A 17,191-nucleotide genomic window follows, 5' to 3' on the forward strand; every position below is an offset into this window, starting at 1 on the left:
CGCCCTGTACACGGCCTTCAGCTGCGCCGCCCTGCTGCTGTGGGCGACGACCCCGCACCTGGGCCCCAGAGCGCCGTCAGAGCACTGACAGGATGAGCACATGGTCAACGACGAGGACGCAGGCTTCACGCTTCCGCGGGGAGCGTCGGGCTTCATTCACCGCAAGGACGGACCCCTTCCCAAGACTGACGTTCGAGCCTTTCGCACCGCGCTCCACGCAGCCGCCCGCGCCGCCGGAGGCAAGGTGGGCGAGCTGGAGGAGCAGGCGTACCCTCGGACGTTCCACACCGCAACGGTCATCGTCGGCACAGGGGAGTCCGTCATCCTGTGTCACGCCTACCACCCGTGGATCGCATTCGCCCAGGAACGCCGGGACTGGTACTCCGAGGAGTTCCTCGCACCTCCGCCGTGGGCCCGCACCTTCGCCGACCTGGGTTTTGAAGTGCTCGATCGCGCACTGCTCACGCTGCCTCTCCCGGACGTCGACACCTCCGTCCTCACCAAGGCGGAGTGGCGCGAAGTTCGCTACTACGGCATCACCACGTTGGGTGGCGTGCTCTTCAACGCCTGGGACTGATGAGTGGTGAGGGGTGGCTGAAAGCAGGCCGGTGCGGTGTCCGCGGACGGTTCAGCGCGGAAGCACCCAGTCCGGCACCCAGGTCCCGGCGGCGCCGTGGCCGGTCGCTGTGGCGGCGAGATACGCGCGGAGGGTGGCCAGCGCCGGGTGGGGGTTGTCCCGGTGCCAGAGAAGCGAGTGCGGGTAGACGGGCGTCGGGTCGGTCACCGGAATACGGCGCAGACCGTGGCCGGCAGGCCAGACGAGGCGGGTTTGCTCGGTCGTGAAGGTGGCCAGGGCCGGGGTGTCGGCGACGGTGTCGAGGAGTGCGTCGGAGCCGAAGTTGGGGCCGGTGGCCTCGATGGTGAGGCCGAATTCGGCGACGAGGGCGTCGTAGTAGGCGGCCCACTCGGTACCGGGGACGATGCCGGGCATCCAGATCCGGTGCCCGGCGAGCTGGGCGAGGGTCACCGACCGAGCGCGGGCCAGCGCGTGAGCGGGGCCGGTGAGGAGCTGGTGCGGCTCGTCGAGCACCCGGTGGGACTCGATGTCCTCGGGTAGCGGCCGACCAGGCATCGCGACGGCGCGGAAGGAGGCGTCGATCGCGCCGGACCGGAGGGCGGCCACGGCCGTCTCGACGTCGAACAGCATCACCACGTCGAGGTCGATCTCGGGGTGCGCGTGGTGGAAGCCGCGCATCAGGCCCGATGGCGCGACGCGCGAGGCGATCACGTCGACGCGCAGTGGACGGTGACCGGTGCGCACGGAGGCGACCGCGCGCTCGGCGACGCGCAGCAGTTCGCGTGCGTGGGGCAGGAACGCCTGCCCGTCGATGGTCAGCTGGGCGCCGCGCGCCGTGCGGGTGAACAGCCGCACGCCGAGGCTGCGTTCCAGCGTGGCAATGCGCTTGGAGACGGCCTGCTGGGTGACCGCCAGCTCCGCGGCGGCCTCCTGGAACTGTCCCGATTCGGCAACGGCGACGAAGGTCCGGACGGTGTCGAGGTCCATACCGACCACCCTATGGGCACAACCGTTGGTTGTGTCTCGCGGATCTCTGTTGCGGGCTGCGCGAGCAGCTGCCACGTCCGCTCCTCGATCAACTGCGCTGCGGTGGTCGCGCTCTCGTCCGAGGGACGCGCGATCCCAACGCCGCCGTGCCGGCGACGCATCCGCTGGAAGGTCCACGACGACATTCAGGACGCGTTCCGCAGCCTCACCTCCAGCATCGTCTCCCGGGCGGCGTTCAAGAGGACTTCCCTCTAGCGATGGCGGCTGTGGGCCCGGGACCCGCATGATCAGTCCGCTCATTCCTCTTCGATGACCACGCCGGGCCCCCTGGTGATGCCGCCGTGGATTCACGCGCTCGCTCTGGACAGCGGCAGCGCCTGAGTCAACACCGTCTGAAGCGGATGACATGAACGATCGCCCAGCCATCAGCGAGCCCTCCAGCCCCGCCCTGTTCGACTACTCACCGTGGCACTGCTGGACGCAGGCCACGGCCGACGACCGGGCCCGGCAAAGCCGCTTCCAGCAGACGCTCAGCAGCACCATCGACGGCGTCGGATGCGACTGCGGTGCCGTTCAGTGACGACACCGGCTATCACTTCCTGTGTGTCGGGCACGCCCTGGATCTGCTCGGCAGCGTCTTTCCCCACCCGTTCGTCGGCGTCGTCGCACTCACCGCCGGTGACGTCATCGGCTATCTGGAAGGTCTGCCCTGGCAGGAGAATCCCTGGTACAGCGGCGACTGGGTCGACACCCTGGGCACCGCCATCATGTGGAACCGGCAGCAGGGAGTGCGTGGGCAGCCGGGTGCGCTGGAGGCCCTGTTCGGGTGGCTGCTCGCTCATGCCGACCCGCGCACCGGTCTGTGGGGCAAGGGCAGTCCCGCCGACGGGCTGATGCCGGCTGTGAACGGGTTCTACCGGGCCAGTCGAGGCACGTTCGCACAGTACGGCCTGCCTGTGCCCTATCCCGAGCGTGTCATCGACTCCGTGCTCCGCACGCCCGGGACCCGCGCTACACGCTCCGCGACCGCCAGATCGCCTGCAATATCCTCGACATCGCCCACCCCTTGTGGCTGACCCGCACCACCGGCTACCGGACCAACGAGGTCACCGCGCTGGCGGGTCGACTGCTCCGCGACGCGTCGACCCATTGGGTCGACGGCCAAGGCTTCGCTTTTCGCGCGCCGCACCCCCTCACAGCCGGAGACCCGCAGACGCGTCCCGGCCTCCAAGGCACCGAGATGTGGCTCGCCGTCATCTGATACTTGGCCGACCTCGTCGGCGTGGCCGACGCGCTCGGCTACCGGCCACGCGGCGTGCACCGGCCCGAACCCCGCACGCAACTGCACTGAGCCTCTGCCGCAGCTCGCTTTCACCCACCTGATCCCCTACGCACCTGAGGGCTCTCTGCCGTCCGTTCTCCCGAGAACCAGCAACCGCTGTGCGGCCCGGCACGATGGCGGCTCGTCCGGCAGGATGGCGGGATGAAGATCGAACTGCTGTGTCGCTACCCGGTGAAATCCCTGCTGGGAGAGGAAATCCCGCGCGCCGAGGTGACCGAGCGAGGACTGGCCGGGGACCGGGCGCTGGCCCTGCTGGATCTGGCGACCGGCAAGGTGGCCAGCGCCAAGTACCCGAGTCGTTGGCGGAAGTTGCTTCAGCTGTCGACGGCTACCGGCGCTGACGGGGTTGAGATCACTGGGCCGGAGGGGCTGCGGCTGCATGCCGTCGATGTCTCGGACGCTTCCGACGCTTCGGACGTCTCGGTGGCGCTGTCCCGGCTGTTCGGGCGGGAGGTGGCGCTGATCGCCGAACCTCCCGTTCAGGGTGAGCTCGACCGGGCCGTACCCGAAGAGGTGCTCGCCGCCGGGCCGACGGCCGACGTGCCCTACACCGTGAGCCGCTTCGGCCAGGGCGCGCCCACCGGGACGTTCTTCGACTTCGCGCCCGTGCACCTGATCACCACGGCCACGCTGGGCCGTACGGGCGTGGCGTGGCAGCGGTACCGGCCCAACCTGGTGATCCGGACTGACGAGGCCGACGGCTATGCCGAGAACGACTGGCTGGACCGGGAGTTGCTGATCGGCTCGCACGTGCGGCTGCGGGTCACTGCGTCGACCCCGCGTTGCGCCGTCCCGACCCTGGCGCACGGTGAACTTCCCCCGGATCCGGAGGCGTTGCGGGTGGTGTCCCGGGAGAATCGGACCGTGCCGCTGCCGGGGGCGGCCGCGCTGCCCTGTGCCGGGGTGTATGCGCAGGTGGTGCGGCCGGGCCGGATCGAGCTGGGGGACTCGGTCAGGTTCGGGTGATCCGGCCCAGTGCGGCAACTGGTCTCCCGGTCTCAGGACCATGCCCGGACCAGCGGGCCTCCGCTGTCAGATGCACGGTTCGGATCATGCACGCGTCCCGGCTGCCGGCCGGGCTGGTGGCCGGGCTGGTGGCCGGGCTGGCGGCAGTCCGACAACTGTGTCGTCACCTACGACGGTGATTCCACCGGCCTCCCCGTCCTGGTCGCCGACGCGGGGCCTTCGCCGCCGTGGCAGGGACCCACCCCAGGTCCTAGCCCCCGGACTTGATGAGCGGTGCGTCTCGTGTGAACTCCCTGAAGCCGACGCTGCAGTACAGCCCGCGCGCTGTGGGATGCCCTGGTGCACCCAGGCAAGCGACCGTCATGTGCCGGGCCCCGGCCTCCTGCGCCAGATGCATCGCGTGCAGCAGCGTCGCCCTGCCCAGCCCGAGCCGTCGGTAGTCGGGATGTGTTCCGGCCAGCTCGAATTGGGTGGTCCTGTTCGCCTCGTCGAGCCACATGATCGTCGATGCCGCCATCGTTCCGTCCGGTGCCTCCACCAGGTGAGCCTGGACCGCGGCCTGCAGCCCGGCCTGGTCAGTGGTGCGGAATCGGAATCCGTCGGCAGCACCGGCCGTTCCACGCCTTCGAGGTCCCGCTGATTGAATTGTGTCCAGGAACCGGTGTCACCGAGCCCGGCCGGATCGGTCTCATAGCCGTGTGCCACCCATCGCTCCAGGGCGAACTCATCGGCGGTGCTCGGCACCACGGTGCGCTCGATGCCGACCGTCGCACCGTCGTACCGGTCGATCACCTCCTCCACCAGCTCGCTGTGGTCGGGATGGGCGTGATATGCCAGAGAGGGGCTGGTGACGTCCTTCACCGACCCATCGCTCCGTCTCACCCGGTGCGGCAGACAGGCCCAGCCCCACGCGACCAGAACGTCACCGGAGAACCACGGCCGACGCAGCCAGCTCTCCCCCTCGCTTGCGTGCCCCTTGCCCCAGACCCAGGCCGGCTCTCCCAGCGACGCGCCGCTGTTCACCGGGTCGGGACGGACGGCGGTAACCCGCTGCGCCAGGCCCTGCATGAGTTGCACGTCCGCCGCAGTCACGAGCTCGGAGTCATCCATGGTGCGCCGCTGTGCCAGGGGGCCGCGAAGGCATCGAATCATTTTCCGGGCGCCGAAGCCGGTCATTCCCGGCTCGGCTGCTCCCGGCGCCACTGACGTTCACTCAGCGATCCAGGCAGACCGCAACCGCATCGTCACTCCGGAGACGCCAACAGGAGAGGGCCGCGCGGCCGTAGACGAAGTGGCTCGCTCGGCGTGGCTGCCTTGGCGGGGGAATATCACAGCGTCGTCGCTCGCGCACGTTGCCGCCAGGGCCGATGCCCTCGGCCTGCCGTTCCTCCGCTCGTCAGCGGTGCTCGACGCGCTCACCGAACAGCCGACGCAATGGGTCGCGCGCGCCTCGCCCCGGCCCAGTCCCACGGCTGGCGGATCCACGCAGACTTCCTTCTCGGCGGCGGGCCACAGTCGCATCGCCGTGGCAGCCGAGCCGAGTGTCTACTGGGCGTCTGAGGCCCGCATCCTGCGGAAGCGCCTCGCTCCACGCGGCGGCACCGTCATCGAACCCGACATGCGCGAGCTCGCCCGCCCCGGCGGTGTGCAGCGAACTCGTCCGCCATCGCGCGACAGCCTCCTTCTTCTGGTCGGCCACCCGGAGCGGCAATGTCGATCGTCACGTCTGTCCGTCGCGAACAGCACCTCGCCGAGATCGTGATCGACGCTCCGGCCGGGCAACCCGAGTTCGCCGAACGGGCGGCGCTGCTGGGCGACGACGGCGCCGCGATCCCGTTCTTGCGCTACCGGCCCGAGCGCCTCAACCCACTCGGTGCACGAGTCGAGACGGCCCTCCGCGAGCGGCTGACCGCAGCGCCCGCCTTCGTCGCCGTCGAGGGCTACGACACGGTCGCCGTCCTCGCCGATGCACTGCGTTCTCACGGCGCGGACCGGGCGCGCACTGCCGCAACCTGGCCGCGCGTCGCAGTCGAAGGCACCCGCCGGCAGATCCAGTTCTCCCGCACACCGGGCATCAGCGTCTGGCCATGGGCTCGGACACCAGTCCAAGTCGTTGATCGGAATCCGGCGGAACCCGGTCGCTTTCGGATCCTTCACTCCGGCTGAGAGAGCACATCACCCGCTGCGGGTCACTTTTCGCTGCATCTGCTCGAACTCGGTCAGCGGGTCACCGCCGGTCTGCCAGGGCCAATGGGTGACGATGCCGCCGAGTGCCTCGAAGGCCGCGCGGGCTTCCTGACGCCGGTCGGCGGCCATCAGCGCGTAGGCGAGGATGTTGAGGTCGGCGAGTGCCCGCGCGTGCCGGAGGAATCCCGGCTGAACCCAGTTGTGGGCCACACGGTCGAGGGCTTGGGCAGTCGTGGCCTGGGACCAGTGATTACGGGCCACCAGCGCTTCGAAGCCGCCCCGGTCGAGGACGGAGTGGTACTGCAAGACCTGGGCGGTGAGTTCCGTCGCGGCGCAGGGCGCGTTCGCGGGCATGCGAGCGCACAGGGCGTCCACGAACTCCAGCACCTGGAGGCGAGACCCCGCTTCCTCCGGGGTGAGATAGCTCAGCATGTTGAGGTAGGCCTCACGGTTCCAGCGGTCGCGCGCCAGCACCTCGTTCCATACGCCGAACACCTGCGACTGCTCCCAGCGTTCCAGGCGCGCCGCCCTCAGAACGACGACCCATGGGGTGGGGTCCTCCGGAGTGAGCTCGGCGGCCCGCAGACAGCTGTCGATCACCCCGGCCGCGTCCTCCAGGCTCCCCTGCGAGCGAGCTCGGGCAACCTCGCTCCATGCGTAGAGTACGAGTGCGTTCGCGTTGCGTGGCTCGCGCATGGCCCAGGAGCGAGGCAGACGCCATCCGGCCAGGAACTCCGCCAGGACGCCGATGCGGTGCGCCCGACGGTCCCAGTCGTCCGGTTCCCGCTCCAGCAGACGGGAGATCTGCGCCACGCACATGTCCGTCATACCGATCGTGCTTGCCCTCGTGGTCGCCAGCAGGTTCTTCATCAGCTTGCCCAGCTCCTGGTCGTCGAGTTCCGGGGCAAGGCGGGATCTTCTGCGACGACCTGAAAGAAAAGCCATGGCGGGAGGCTAAAGGGGATGAGGATCCACGCAAGACCTGAGCCAAGATCGTTATGAAAGGCACCGCCGTACCGGATGCCCTGACGACGACCCCGCAACGCGACGACATCGCCCTGCCCGTGACCCGCACCCAGGCGATGAGGGCGGCCGGGGCCTGTTCCTCGTCGCCCAGCCGGCCGACCTCTGGGGCACCCGTCACCTGCCCACGGGCAAGGTCAACCGGGCCGAGCAGTCGATCCCCGAAGCCCCGGCGGACACGGCGCACACGGCGGATCCGTGCTGACATCACGTGAGCACAATGAGCAGAAGGCGTTCTTACGAGCACAAGTGGCGTCCTTCGTCAAGGGGGCTGCTGTTCTGTCCGTTCCGCGCTTAGGGTCCCGCCGTGAGCACAGAAACGCGTCACCTTCGAACTACCGTGCGTGGCCAAGGCCGGCAGACCCCCGCCCCCGCGCCGGCACGGCATATCGAAGGTGGAGGGAACGCTTGCCTCCGCCTGTGCTGCCGCCATTGATCTTCACTGCTCCCTCTCGACGGGCGCCGCAGTCTTCGTTGGACGCCATGGGGCTCAGAACGCCGAACGGCCTTTGAGGCACCGCTCTCGTCTCCTGCCGCGCCCGGACCGACACGCTCTCCCGAATTTCTCGCAAGGACGTGAACCACCATGCGCAAGACCGCCAGATCGAAGACCGCCAGATGTTCGGCACTCTTCGCCACCGGCCTGCTCGCTCTGTCATCGCTCACCGCCTGTGGCAACGAGTCGGCCGGTTCCACACCCGACACCGGCGGCAGCACGGGCACGGGAGAGCCTGTCAAGATCATGGTCGGCGGCCTGAACAAAATCATCTACCTGCCCGCAGTGCTCACTCAGCAGCTCGGCTACTTCAAGGACGAAGGTCTGGACGTCCAGCTCATGGAAGAGCCCGCCGGTGTCGAGGCCCATACCCAGCTCCTCTCCGGCCAGGTCCAGGGAGTCGTCGGCTTCTACGACCACACCCTCGACCTCCAGGCGAAGGGCAAGGCCGTGGAGTCCGTGGTGCAGTTCGCAGAGGCGCCCGGTGAGGTGGAGGTGGTCTCCGACAGGGAAGCGGATGCCATCACCTCGCCCAGGGACTTCAAGGGCAAGAAGCTCGGCGTCACCGGCATCGGTTCCTCGACCGACTTCCTCACCCGGTACCTCGCGGTCAAGAACGGAGTGAAGCTGAGCGAGTTCAAGCGTGTCGCCGTCGGCGCCGGCCCGACGTTCACCTCAGCGCTCCGGAAGGGCACCATCGACGCCGGCATGACGACCGATCCGACCGTCGCGTCGATCATCGACAAGGGCGAGGGGCAGATACTCCTCGACATGCGTACGGTCGAGGGGACCGAGGAAGCGCTCGGCGGCTCGTACCCCTCGTCCAGCCTCTACATGCAAACGGAGTGGGTGAACAGCCACAAGGAGATCGTCCAGAAGCTGGCCAACGCCTTCGTGAAAACCCTCAAGTGGATGTCGTCGCACTCGCCGTCCGAGATCGCCGACAAGATGCCCGCCGACTACGCCCAGGGCAATGGGATCGTCTATGCCGCAGCGATACAGCACGCGTTGCCCATGTTCACGCGCGACGGCGTGATGCCCGGGGACGGCCCCGAAACCGTCGAGAAGGTTCTCCGGGCGTTCGACCCCGACATCGCGAACGCCCACGTGGACCTGAGCAAGACGTACACGACGGAGTTCGTGAAGAACGCGGCGGGCTGATACGAGACCGCCGTGGTCAGCCTCCTCGCCGTGACCGGGGAGCCGCGCCGACCCTCCCCGGGCCGGCGGCGAACTCCGGTGAACCGCCGGCCTCGTGCGCTCATGCTCAGGTGTAACAGGGGTTTTGCCAGGACCCGTCCGGCATGACGAGGCCGGAGATCTCGTCGGTGCGGGTCAACCGCCCTCCGGACATGCCGTCAGCATTGCCTTCGCCGCCATTCATTGCAACGGCGCGTTGCATTCGGGCTCAGCGTCATTGCATCAATTTACCGCCAACTACCTGGGAAAATGCATTTCGGTCGATTGACAGTCATTTTGAATGCAACGTAGCTTTCGAGGTGCGCTAAACACGTTGCCATCGCGAGATGAGGAAGGTCATGGGCGATTCCCTCCACACCGTCACGACGCTGCCGACGGCGCGTCAGTCCGGCTGCCCTTTCGACCCGCCGACAGAGCTCATCGACGCCCGCCGGCACGGCCCGATCAGCCGCTACACCCATCCTGGCGGAAGACCCGGCTGGCTGATCACCGGATACGACCTGGTCAGGTCGGTCCTGGCCGACTCTCGGTTCAGCTCGCGCAAGGAACTCCTGAACGTGGGCGACTTCGAGGTGCCTCCGGCGCCGCCCGGCGAGTTCCTCCTGATGGACGAGCCACAGCACATGCGCTATCGGAAACCGCTGATGGGCAAGTTCACCGTTCGGCGGATGCGTCAGCTCACCGAGCGCATCGAGCAGATCACGGCCGAATGCCTGGACGCGATGGAGAAGGCCGGGCCGCCGGCCGACCTGGTGACCGCGTTCGCCAAGCCCATCCCCGCCATCATCATCTGTGAGCTGCTGGGAGTGCCGTATGAGGACCGGGGTTCCTTCCAGGAGCAGATCGACGCGTTCCTCGGCGGGGAGACGAGCGAAGAGGAGCTGATAGCGGCCTACACCGCGACCCAGCACTACCTCGCGGAGCTTGTGGCCGCCAAGCGCGCGAACCCCACCGACGACGTGCTCAGCGACCTCACCGACAGCGATCTGACGGATGAGGAGCTCAGGGGGATGGGCCTGATCCTGCTGGCGGCCGGGTTCGACACCACGGCGAACATGCTGGCGCTGGGCACCTTCGCGCTGCTGCAGAACCCGGCGCAGCTGGCCGCGCTGCGCGCTGATCCCGCTCTCGCCGACCGGGCCGTGGAGGAACTACTGCGGTACCTGAGCGTCGCCAAGACGTTCATGAGGACGGCGCTGGTGGACGTCGAGTTGGGCGGCCAGACCATCAAGGCGGGTACGACGGTCGTCCTGTCGTACAACACCGCCAACCGCGACCCCGAGCGCTTCGCCGATCCCCATGTGCTCGACCTGCGCAGGCAGGACGGCGGGCACCTGGCCTTCGGCCATGGCATCCACCAGTGTCTGGGTCAGCAGCTGGCCCGCGTCGAGATGCGGGTCGCGTTCCCCGCGCTGGTCAACCGCTTCCCCACGCTGCGCCTGGCCGTACCCGCCGAAGAAGTCGGCCTGCGCCCGGAGAGCGCGGACATCTACGGGGTGAAGAGCCTCCCGGTCACCTGGGACGCGTGACCGCGAACCAGAGAGGGGTCAGGTCGCGGTCACGGCGCGGGAGTCAGCAGCCGTCGCAGGCTGGTCGGTGTATGGCCGAGGTGCCGGCGTATGGTCCGGGTGAGGTGGGCCTGGTCGGCGCAACCGAGGTCGGCGGCGAGGGTGCTGAGGCTGGTCTCGCCGGCCTCCACGCGTTCCAGGGCTCGGCCGATCCGGACGCGGCGGCGGTAACCGGTCACCGAGACACTGAGACACCGAGACACCGAGACACCGAGTTGACGCGAAAACGCCCGGCTCCGGCTCAGGCATTAGGGAGAGACACCGAGCAATGCAGCCGGCGCGAACAGCGTGTCCGCGGCCGGGTCTCCTTCAGCGATCGCCTCGCGGGCGGCCGCAACAAGACTGCGGTCGCGCTCGGCTGACGTGCTGTTGAGCGGGGTCGGTCCGACCGCGCGGTCTTCGGCCGTTCCTGCGGCACGGTGCGGCTCGGCGGATCGCCGGTGGTCTGCGTATTCCCGGTGCCGTTCTGGCGCCGGCTGCGCAGCCTCGACGGTGACCGGATCAAGGGTGTGCCGCCAGCGGTTCGGGGCTCGGCCCCGCATGGGGGGCATGGGCCGCCTGGTCGTGGCCGGCGCGGGCGTGGCGGATGTCGTCCCTATGTGCCACTGCCCATTCGTGGAGCGCGGTGATCGGGGTGAGCAGTGAGCGGCCGAGTTCGGTGAGTTCGTAGTCGACGCGTGGTGGCACGGTCGGGTAGGCGGTGCGGCTGACCAAGCCGTCGCGGACGAGCGCGCGCAGGGTCAGGGTCAGCATCCGCTGGCTGATTCCGTCGATCTCGCGGTGCAGTTCGTTGAACCGGTGGGTGCGCTGCCCGAGCCGCAGGACGATCAGAGTGCTCCACTTGTCGCCGACCCGGTCGAGCACCTCGCGGATCGGACAGTCCTGGGCGAGAGCGTCGTCCACGGGCACACCGCCGCAGCCCGCTGCTGGCGATCCGAGCCAGCCACGTCTTCGACGCACAGCGTCGTCCCCCGCGCGCCGGCCCAGTGGGCGCTCAGATGGTTCCCGTCCGGCGGACCAGACGGCGGCGCGACCACGGGAGAAGCGCCTGGCCAGGAGAAAGCCCGACGAGAAGGCGCAGCAGTACGCCGCGATGAGGGGAAGGGCAGTGAGAAGGTAGAAGCGTGGGCTGTCCGCGATGTCGTAGGCCGAGTCCGGCGACGCATCCGGTTCCTGTGCTCCTGCCACTTCCCCTCCCCCGAGGAGGAAAGCGGCCGGCGGTTCCGCAGCCGCAGCTCATCCATGCCCCGTGGAGGGGACCGTCTCCGCCATCGACACGGATGCATTCGCCCGGGTTCTGCTCCCGCAACCGCGGGGCAAGAAGGCCAGGGGTGCGCAGCCTGTTCCTGGCGGCAGCTCCTGGCGCTGCGAGACCCGGCACAGCGTGTGCCGGAAGTCCGGGTGATGGCACTCAGGCCGACGGAGAGCAGAGAGCATGCGATGGGCAATGTCCTCGTGCGCACTGGTGAAAGCCCGTCGCTGAGCTCCCGCCCGAAGACCGCCGAACTGCACGGCGACCGCTGCCTGTTCTTCGGCCTCCTGTTTCGGTGGCGGAGCGGCCTTGTTAGGTTCTGACGATGTTCTCCCTCCGTGAGCCCGCCTTCTTCACCCGCCTTCGCGAGGCACGCCGGATCCTCGTCGCCGGTGCGGGCGGGGGCTTCGACGTCTACTCCGGGCTGCCCGTGGCCCTCGCGCTGCGGTCGGCCGGAGCCGAGGTCCACCTGGCCAGCCTGTCCTTCTCCGACCTGTACGGCCTGGACCTCGACTCCTGGGTCGCAGAAGACGTGGCCGCCATCAGCCCGGACACCCCGTTGCGCGGGGACTACTTCCCCGAGCGCTCTCTCGCCCGCTGGCTGAGCTCGCAGGAACTCCCCCACACCGTCTACGCCTTTCCCCGTACGGGCGTCCAGCCGCTGCGGGCCGCCTACCGGGCACTGTTGGAGCACATCGGCGGGGTGGATGCAGTCGTGCTGGTGGACGGCGGCACCGACATCCTGATGCACGGGGACGAAGACGGACTCGGCACTCCGGAGGAGGACATGGCCAGCCTGGCAGCCGTCGCCGGGCTGGAGGAGATCCCGCACCGGCTCGTGGCCTGCGTGGGCTTCGGGGTGGACGCCTACCACGGTGTCAACCACTCTCTGGTGCTGGAGAATCTGGCCGGCCTGGACCGCGCCGGCGGCTATCTCGGCGCGTTCTCGCTGCCCCGCGAGAGCTCCGAGGGCGCCGCCTACCTCGACGCGGTCGCCCACGCCCAGGACTGCCATGCCAGCCATCCCAGCATCGTGCAGGGATCTGTCGCCGCCGCCGTACGGGGAGAGTTCGGCGACGTACGGTTCACCGAACGCACCCGAGGCAGCGAACTGTTCGTCAACCCGCTCATGGGACTGTACTTCTGCGTCGACCTGCCCGTCCTGGCACGCGCGAACCTCTACCTCGACCGGCTGGAGCACACCGTCTTGATGCGCCAGATCAGCACCGCCATCTCCAACTTCCGCGAGGAACTGCCCCGACAGCGGCCCCCTCGGGCCTTCCCGCACTGACCGTGACCAAGAGGATCCTCCACGTGGAAATCCCTTTGCCGGGAGCCCCCGCGTGAGTCGGGACCGAGGTCGCCTTCTCGATCACCTGGTCGACACCGAGTCGATGGGCGAACTCGTCGCCATGGCGGACGATCCCGACGCCCGGGTCAGGATCGCCGCCTTCCACGCTCTGGCCTGCGACCGGTGCAAGGGTGACACGTGCGCACCGGGTCCGGAACGCCTCCTGGAGCCCGCGCTTCACCACCTGGTCTCCGACCCCGACCCGCATGTCCGGGCCAGGGCTGCCGCACTCGTCGGCACGTTCGCCCCCTCCGATCCACGCTCCTCGGCCGCCTTGGAGGCCCCCAGGCCAACGATCCAAGCCCCGCGGTGCGGAAGAAAGCGGGGTGGTTCGCGCCTGGCATGACCATCTGCCAGCGGGCCCTTCCGCCCGCGACCAGCGGGTAGTCCCACCTGTCAAGGTGTCCGACCGCCTGTCTCTGCCCGTAGGCGGCTTCCGGCCGAGTTCGTCACCTTCGCCGCCGGTGCGCCCTGGCCGAGGTCTGGGTCAACAGCACGCACCCCATGCGGGTGGTCGGTGAGCGAGACCGTTGCCGGCAGGCGCGGGGTTCGAGGGGCTGCCGGCCCGGTTTCTCTCGGACGTGACCTCGACGGGTTCCACCGACTACCGGCCCACGACCTTCCCCGGCTGGGCGTGCTTGCCCAGGACGTGCCGACCTCGGTGGTCGCCCGTCACCTCGAAGCGGACGGAGCGGTGCCGGACGACTCGCGCCGAAGAGCGTTGCTGCTGAGCATCGAGACGTTCGTCCGACAGCATCTGGGCGATCCGGAGCTGTCGCCGGAAACCGTCTCAGCCGGTTCCGGACCCGCGAGACCAAAGGGCCTTTGCCCCATGTCGGGTGCCGGGCGTCGTCGCATTCCATACGGAAGGGAAAAGGGATGTGGCTCCTTCAGGCGTCGCGGAGTCGTAGCACCGTACCGCCGATGAGCAGCGCGCCTGCCGCCCACAGGGCGAGTACGCCGAGCCCCGCCCAGGGTCCGATGGGGAGATGGCGCAGGTCCGTTGTCGCTTGGACGGCCAGTCCCGCGGGCATCGGGCCGATCTGCGCGAGGTGCCGCCGCAGCTGCGGGTCGGTGACCAGGTGGCTGAGGAGAGGGAAGAGGTACAGCAATCCGAGCACGACGCCCATCGCCGCCGCCGCGTCCCGCACCGCCGCGGCGACGCCGAGGGCGAGCAGAGCGACCAGGACCAGGTAGATCGCCGAGCCCGCGACTGCCCGCAGGGTCGGGCCGTCTGCGAGGGAGAGGGCGGCGTAGCCATGGGCGGGCGTGAAGCCGTTGTCCGGCAGCAGGCGGCGACCGGCGAGGGCGGATGCCAGGACGGCGAGTGTCCCCGCGGTGCATACCGCCCCGCTCAGGACGGCGGCTTTGGCCGTAAGGACGGTGGTGCGTCGCGGTACCGCCGCGAGCGTGGTGTGGATCAGGCCGGTGCCGTACTCGTGTCCGATGACCTGCACGGCCAGGACCGCGGCGATCGCCTGCCCCAGCGTCACGCCCGTCAGGCTGAGCCTGACCGGGTCTGTGCCGCAGCCGCGCGCGGGGCATCGGGTGGTCGCCACCACTGCCGCGCTCACGGACGCCGTGACGGCGACGAGGCCCAGCAGCAGCCACGCGTGACCCGTCTCGGTGCGGAGTTTGGTCCACTCTGCGTGGACTGCTCGGCGCAGACCGTTGGCGCTCATACGTCCCTCCGGCGCAGCAGCAGGGTCGCGGCCGCCAGGGCGAGGGCGGTCCAGCCGGCGAGGACGGCGTAGCCGGCCCAGGGCGAGAGGGGGAAGTAGCCGGAGGAGGGCGTGTAGACACTCAGCACGTGGCTGTAGTGCGGCAGTGTCTGCTGGACGGCGAAGCCCGCCGCCGGGGTGAGGCGGAGCAGCCACTGTGCCGGAGCGGCCGGCAGCACTCCGCTGACCGCGAGCAGATAGGGAAGCACCGTCGTCACGATGACGGTGGTGATCGCTGTGGCACCGCGCCGCAGAAGGGTGCCGAGCGCCAGGGCGAGGGCGGCGCTGGTGGCCAGCAGGAGCCCGGTGCCGAGAACAGCGCGCAGTTCCACCGCGCGCGGCACGGTGAAGACCACGAAGTGGCTGGCGTGCGCGCGCTGCCGTCCGAGCGGGATGCTGACCGCGGCGACGGTCACGCCGACCGCGAAGGCGACGGCCATGACGACGGCGGCCTTGGCGGCCAGGACCCGTTCGCGTCCTGGTGTCGCGGCGAGAGTGGTGCCGATCAGTCCCCGTCGGTACTCGGCGGTGACGAACTGCACGGCCACGACTGTCAGGACGATCAGCCCGGCGAACGTACCGACGAGGAAGTTCTCGATGGTGTAAGCGGGGCCGAGCGAGGGGCCGCCGACCACCGGGGCGATGTCTCCGGCACCCGTGACGGAGAAGCCGCCGCCGATCGGTCTGTAGCCGCCCGAGGTGTGGTCCGCGTAGCTGCCGGAGGTGCCCGCGTCGCCGCCCACCTGCACGCCATGCCAGCCGTCCTGCCGGCCGTGTTGCCGGCCGCCGCGGGCCCAGGAACCGCCCACCGCCACACGGCCGAACCTCCCGCTGGCGACGGCCGGGCTGGTACCCCCTGGTGAGCCGCTCGTCTGCACGGCTGCCGGGCAGGCGGTGAAGAGGCCCACCTGCACAGTGGTGGCCAGGCCGGCCAGGCGCACGCTGCCGACCTCGCTCCAGTGCAGGCCGTCCGTCGAGTCGTAGCCGGTGACTCTCGTTCCGGCGCGGACCAGGCGCAGCCAGCGCGGCGAGGCGGCGGAGGGACGGCCCGGCAGACCAGCCCGGTCGTGGGTGAAGTCGTTCTGCATCCGTACGCCGTGGGCGCCGGTGACCATCATCGCGGCGTACTGCGAGCCTTGCCCGAGGCTCTGCTTGACGAGGATCCCGGTCTTGGCCCACGGGGTGAGTCCGGGCGTGGTCCGTCCCGGTTCGCGGGCGAGGACGCCGGTCAGGCCGGTCACGGAGACGGTGATGCTGCCGTCGCCGGTGAGAGCCTGGTGCACGAAGTAGAAGTTGTCGTTGACCGCCTCGCCGGAGGGGCCGGTCGGCAGTGCGGCGGCGTCCTGCGCGTGCTGGTTCGCGGAGGTCGTTCCGGCCAGCAGAAACAGTAGGGCAGCCGTGGCCGCGCCGACCGTGCCGAGCACCCAGCCCCGCACAGTACGGAACTTGGTCCACTCCGCGTGCAGGGCCCCGAGCCGCCTCATCGCGCGGCCTCCTCGACGCCGGTGCCGCGGTACTGCACGTCGTCGCGGGTGAGCTCCAGGTACGCCTCCTCCAGGCTCGCGCGGTGCGTGGCCAGTTCCGCGAACGGCACCCCGCCCGCGTTCAGCACGGCCACGATGGCTTCGCCCGTCAGACCGCTGACGCTGAGTGCGTCCGCTCCCGTGCCTCGGACCACCGCGCCGACGCGGGCCAGCACCTGCGCCGCCGCGACGGGCTCGGAGGTGCGCAGCGTGACGCGGCCCGCGGACAAGCTCGCGAGCAGCTCCCGTACACCCGTGTCGGTGACCACACGGCCGCGTCCGACGACGATGAGGTGGTCCGCGACATCCTGCAGCTCGCTCATCAGATGGCTGGACACCAGCACGGTGCGGCCCTGCGCGGCCAACGAGGTGAGCAGGCCGCGGATCCAGCGGATTCCTTCGGGATCGAGCCCGTTGAACGGCTCGTCCAGCATCAGCGCGGGCGGATCGCCGAGGAGCGCCGCCGCGATGCCGAGCCGCTGCCGCATCCCCAGCGAGAAGCCGCCCGTCCGGCGCCGTGCCGCCTGGGCGAGCCCCACCTGTTCGAGCACCTGGTCCACCCGGCCGGCCGAAAGCCCCTGCGAATGGGCCAGCCACAGCAGGTGGTTGCGGGCGGTCCGGCCGGGTTGCAGCGCGCCGGCGTCCAGCAGGGAGCCCAGGTGGCGCAGCGGGCTGCCGAGAGTCCGGTACGGCCGTCCGCCGACCAGCGCCCTCCCCTGGTCGGCGGCGTCCAGGCCCAGCACCACCCGCATGGTGGTGGATTTGCCCGCACCGTTCGGGCCCACGAATCCGGTGACCCGCCCCGGCCGGACGGTAAAGGTCATGCCGTCGAGCGCCTGCGTCGCCCCGAAGCGTTTACGCAGGCCCTCGGCCTCGATCCCGGGATCGTCCGTCATCCTCGCCGCTCCACCCCTCGCTCGTACCGTTGTGGGGCCACCACGGTGCGCCCGAGGCCGTAACGCGGGCGGAACGGCCGCTGTCATGCCGCTGTTAGGCCG

General features: G+C 69.7%; 16 protein-coding genes and 1 pseudogene. 9 read left to right on the forward strand and 8 right to left on the reverse strand.

Annotated elements, in window-relative coordinates:
- The first annotated feature begins 244 nt into the window (after window positions 1-244).
- On the forward strand, window positions 245-577 hold the full coding sequence (locus tag O1G22_RS02370; RefSeq protein WP_270079730.1) for a hypothetical protein: 333 nt from the start codon (window positions 245-247) through the stop codon (window positions 575-577).
- A gap of 51 nt (window positions 578-628) precedes the next feature.
- Here the strand turns inward: O1G22_RS02370 and O1G22_RS02375 are convergent, their stop codons facing one another.
- Window positions 629-1,564 carry a LysR family transcriptional regulator gene (locus O1G22_RS02375; RefSeq protein ID WP_270079731.1) on the reverse strand — a complete coding sequence of 312 codons (936 nt, stop codon included), beginning with the start codon at window positions 1,562-1,564 and terminating at the stop codon, window positions 629-631.
- A gap of 406 nt (window positions 1,565-1,970) precedes the next feature.
- Here O1G22_RS02375 and O1G22_RS02380 point away from each other — a divergent pair, with 406 nt between their 5' ends.
- From O1G22_RS02380 to O1G22_RS02390, 3 genes are all read left to right on the forward strand, one after another.
- Window positions 1,971-2,144 (forward strand): hypothetical protein, encoded by a 174-nt coding sequence (locus O1G22_RS02380; protein ID WP_270079732.1) that lies wholly within the window; start codon window positions 1,971-1,973, stop codon window positions 2,142-2,144.
- Window positions 2,131-2,640 carry a hypothetical protein gene (locus tag O1G22_RS02385; RefSeq protein ID WP_270079733.1) on the forward strand — a complete coding sequence of 170 codons (510 nt, stop codon included), beginning with the start codon at window positions 2,131-2,133 and terminating at the stop codon, window positions 2,638-2,640. Before O1G22_RS02380 ends, O1G22_RS02385 begins: the two co-directional genes overlap by 14 nt.
- A 407-nt stretch (window positions 2,641-3,047) precedes the next feature.
- Window positions 3,048-3,872: an MOSC domain-containing protein gene (locus tag O1G22_RS02390; protein WP_270079734.1), complete on the forward strand. Its 825-nt coding sequence runs from the start codon at window positions 3,048-3,050 to the stop codon at window positions 3,870-3,872.
- A 250-nt stretch (window positions 3,873-4,122) separates the two neighbouring features.
- Here O1G22_RS02390 and O1G22_RS02395 read toward each other — a convergent pair whose 3' ends face one another.
- Entirely contained in the window at window positions 4,123-4,389 is a 267-nt protein-coding gene (locus O1G22_RS02395; protein ID WP_333492475.1) for a GNAT family N-acetyltransferase, read from the reverse strand.
- Between the two features lie 759 nt (window positions 4,390-5,148).
- On the opposite strand from O1G22_RS02395, the pseudogene O1G22_RS02405 reads away from it, so the two are divergent.
- Window positions 5,149-6,038, forward strand: a pseudogene (locus O1G22_RS02405) (ABC transporter substrate-binding protein); the annotation flags it as partial.
- 9 nt (window positions 6,039-6,047) lie between these two features.
- Here O1G22_RS02405 and O1G22_RS02410 read toward each other — a convergent pair.
- A complete protein-coding gene (locus O1G22_RS02410; protein WP_270079735.1) occupies window positions 6,048-7,004 on the reverse strand; it encodes a hypothetical protein in 957 nt (318 codons plus the stop codon).
- A gap of 664 nt (window positions 7,005-7,668) precedes the next feature.
- Between O1G22_RS02410 and O1G22_RS02415 the strand changes: the two genes are divergently transcribed.
- Together O1G22_RS02415 and O1G22_RS02420 are read left to right on the forward strand one after the other, a co-directional pair.
- On the forward strand, window positions 7,669-8,739 hold the full coding sequence (locus O1G22_RS02415; protein WP_270079736.1) for an ABC transporter substrate-binding protein: 1,071 nt from the start codon (window positions 7,669-7,671) through the stop codon (window positions 8,737-8,739).
- Between the two features lie 377 nt (window positions 8,740-9,116).
- Window positions 9,117-10,307, forward strand: coding sequence for a cytochrome P450 (locus tag O1G22_RS02420; RefSeq protein WP_270079737.1), 1,191 nt, complete (start codon window positions 9,117-9,119; stop codon window positions 10,305-10,307).
- Window positions 10,308-10,336: 29 nt separating this feature from the next.
- On the opposite strand, the gene O1G22_RS02425 is transcribed toward O1G22_RS02420, so the two are convergent.
- Entirely contained in the window at window positions 10,337-10,591 is a 255-nt protein-coding gene (locus O1G22_RS02425) for a helix-turn-helix domain-containing protein (protein ID WP_270086298.1), read from the reverse strand.
- A gap of 256 nt (window positions 10,592-10,847) precedes the next feature.
- Window positions 10,848-11,255 carry a winged helix-turn-helix transcriptional regulator gene (locus tag O1G22_RS02430; RefSeq protein WP_270079738.1) on the reverse strand — a complete coding sequence of 136 codons (408 nt, stop codon included), beginning with the start codon at window positions 11,253-11,255 and terminating at the stop codon, window positions 10,848-10,850.
- A gap of 668 nt (window positions 11,256-11,923) precedes the next feature.
- Here O1G22_RS02430 and O1G22_RS02435 point away from each other — a divergent pair.
- Window positions 11,924-12,889: a DUF1152 domain-containing protein gene (locus tag O1G22_RS02435; protein WP_270079739.1), complete on the forward strand. Its 966-nt coding sequence runs from the start codon at window positions 11,924-11,926 to the stop codon at window positions 12,887-12,889.
- Between the two features lie 121 nt (window positions 12,890-13,010).
- A complete protein-coding gene (locus tag O1G22_RS02440; RefSeq protein WP_270086299.1) occupies window positions 13,011-13,295 on the forward strand; it encodes a HEAT repeat domain-containing protein in 285 nt (94 codons plus the stop codon).
- A 544-nt stretch (window positions 13,296-13,839) separates the two neighbouring features.
- On the opposite strand, the gene O1G22_RS02445 is transcribed toward O1G22_RS02440, so the two are convergent.
- The 3 genes from O1G22_RS02445 to O1G22_RS02455 are packed head-to-tail and all read right to left on the reverse strand — an operon-like array spanning window position 13,840 to window position 17,089.
- Window positions 13,840-14,631 carry an ABC transporter permease subunit gene (locus tag O1G22_RS02445; RefSeq protein WP_270079740.1) on the reverse strand — a complete coding sequence of 264 codons (792 nt, stop codon included), beginning with the start codon at window positions 14,629-14,631 and terminating at the stop codon, window positions 13,840-13,842.
- Window positions 14,628-16,154 (reverse strand): ABC transporter permease subunit, encoded by a 1,527-nt coding sequence (locus O1G22_RS02450; protein WP_270079741.1) that lies wholly within the window; start codon window positions 16,152-16,154, stop codon window positions 14,628-14,630. The genes O1G22_RS02445 and O1G22_RS02450 overlap by 4 nt, the downstream gene beginning before the upstream one ends.
- Complete coding sequence (locus tag O1G22_RS02455) at window positions 16,151-17,089, reverse strand: ATP-binding cassette domain-containing protein (protein ID WP_270079742.1); 939 nt, start codon at window positions 17,087-17,089, stop codon at window positions 16,151-16,153. Before O1G22_RS02455 ends, O1G22_RS02450 begins: the two co-directional genes overlap by 4 nt.
- Window positions 17,090-17,191 lie beyond the last annotated feature (102 nt).

This window comes from Streptomyces camelliae (assembly GCF_027625935.1).
GTDB lineage: Bacteria > Actinomycetota > Actinomycetes > Streptomycetales > Streptomycetaceae > Streptomyces > Streptomyces camelliae.

Bases quoted from the DNA above. Each gene is read 5' to 3' on its own strand.
- O1G22_RS02375 (WP_270079731.1), bottom strand. From the start codon at position 1,564: ATGGACCTCGACACCGTCCGGACCTTCGTCGCCGTTGCCGAATCGGGA.
- O1G22_RS02415 (WP_270079736.1), top strand. From the start codon at position 7,669: ATGCGCAAGACCGCCAGATCGAAGACCGCCAGATGTTCGGCACTCTTC.
- O1G22_RS02410 (WP_270079735.1), bottom strand. From the start codon at position 7,004: ATGGCTTTTCTTTCAGGTCGTCGCAGAAGATCCCGCCTTGCCCCGGAA.
- O1G22_RS02395 (WP_333492475.1), bottom strand. From the start codon at position 4,389: ATGGCGGCATCGACGATCATGTGGCTCGACGAGGCGAACAGGACCACC.
- O1G22_RS02440 (WP_270086299.1), top strand. From the start codon at position 13,011: ATGGCGGACGATCCCGACGCCCGGGTCAGGATCGCCGCCTTCCACGCT.
- O1G22_RS02390 (WP_270079734.1), top strand. From the start codon at position 3,048: ATGAAGATCGAACTGCTGTGTCGCTACCCGGTGAAATCCCTGCTGGGA.
- O1G22_RS02450 (WP_270079741.1), bottom strand. From the start codon at position 16,154: ATGAGGCGGCTCGGGGCCCTGCACGCGGAGTGGACCAAGTTCCGTACT.
- O1G22_RS02420 (WP_270079737.1), top strand. From the start codon at position 9,117: ATGGGCGATTCCCTCCACACCGTCACGACGCTGCCGACGGCGCGTCAG.
- O1G22_RS02455 (WP_270079742.1), bottom strand. From the start codon at position 17,089: ATGACGGACGATCCCGGGATCGAGGCCGAGGGCCTGCGTAAACGCTTC.
- O1G22_RS02445 (WP_270079740.1), bottom strand. From the start codon at position 14,631: ATGAGCGCCAACGGTCTGCGCCGAGCAGTCCACGCAGAGTGGACCAAA.
- O1G22_RS02380 (WP_270079732.1), top strand. From the start codon at position 1,971: ATGAACGATCGCCCAGCCATCAGCGAGCCCTCCAGCCCCGCCCTGTTC.
- O1G22_RS02435 (WP_270079739.1), top strand. From the start codon at position 11,924: ATGTTCTCCCTCCGTGAGCCCGCCTTCTTCACCCGCCTTCGCGAGGCA.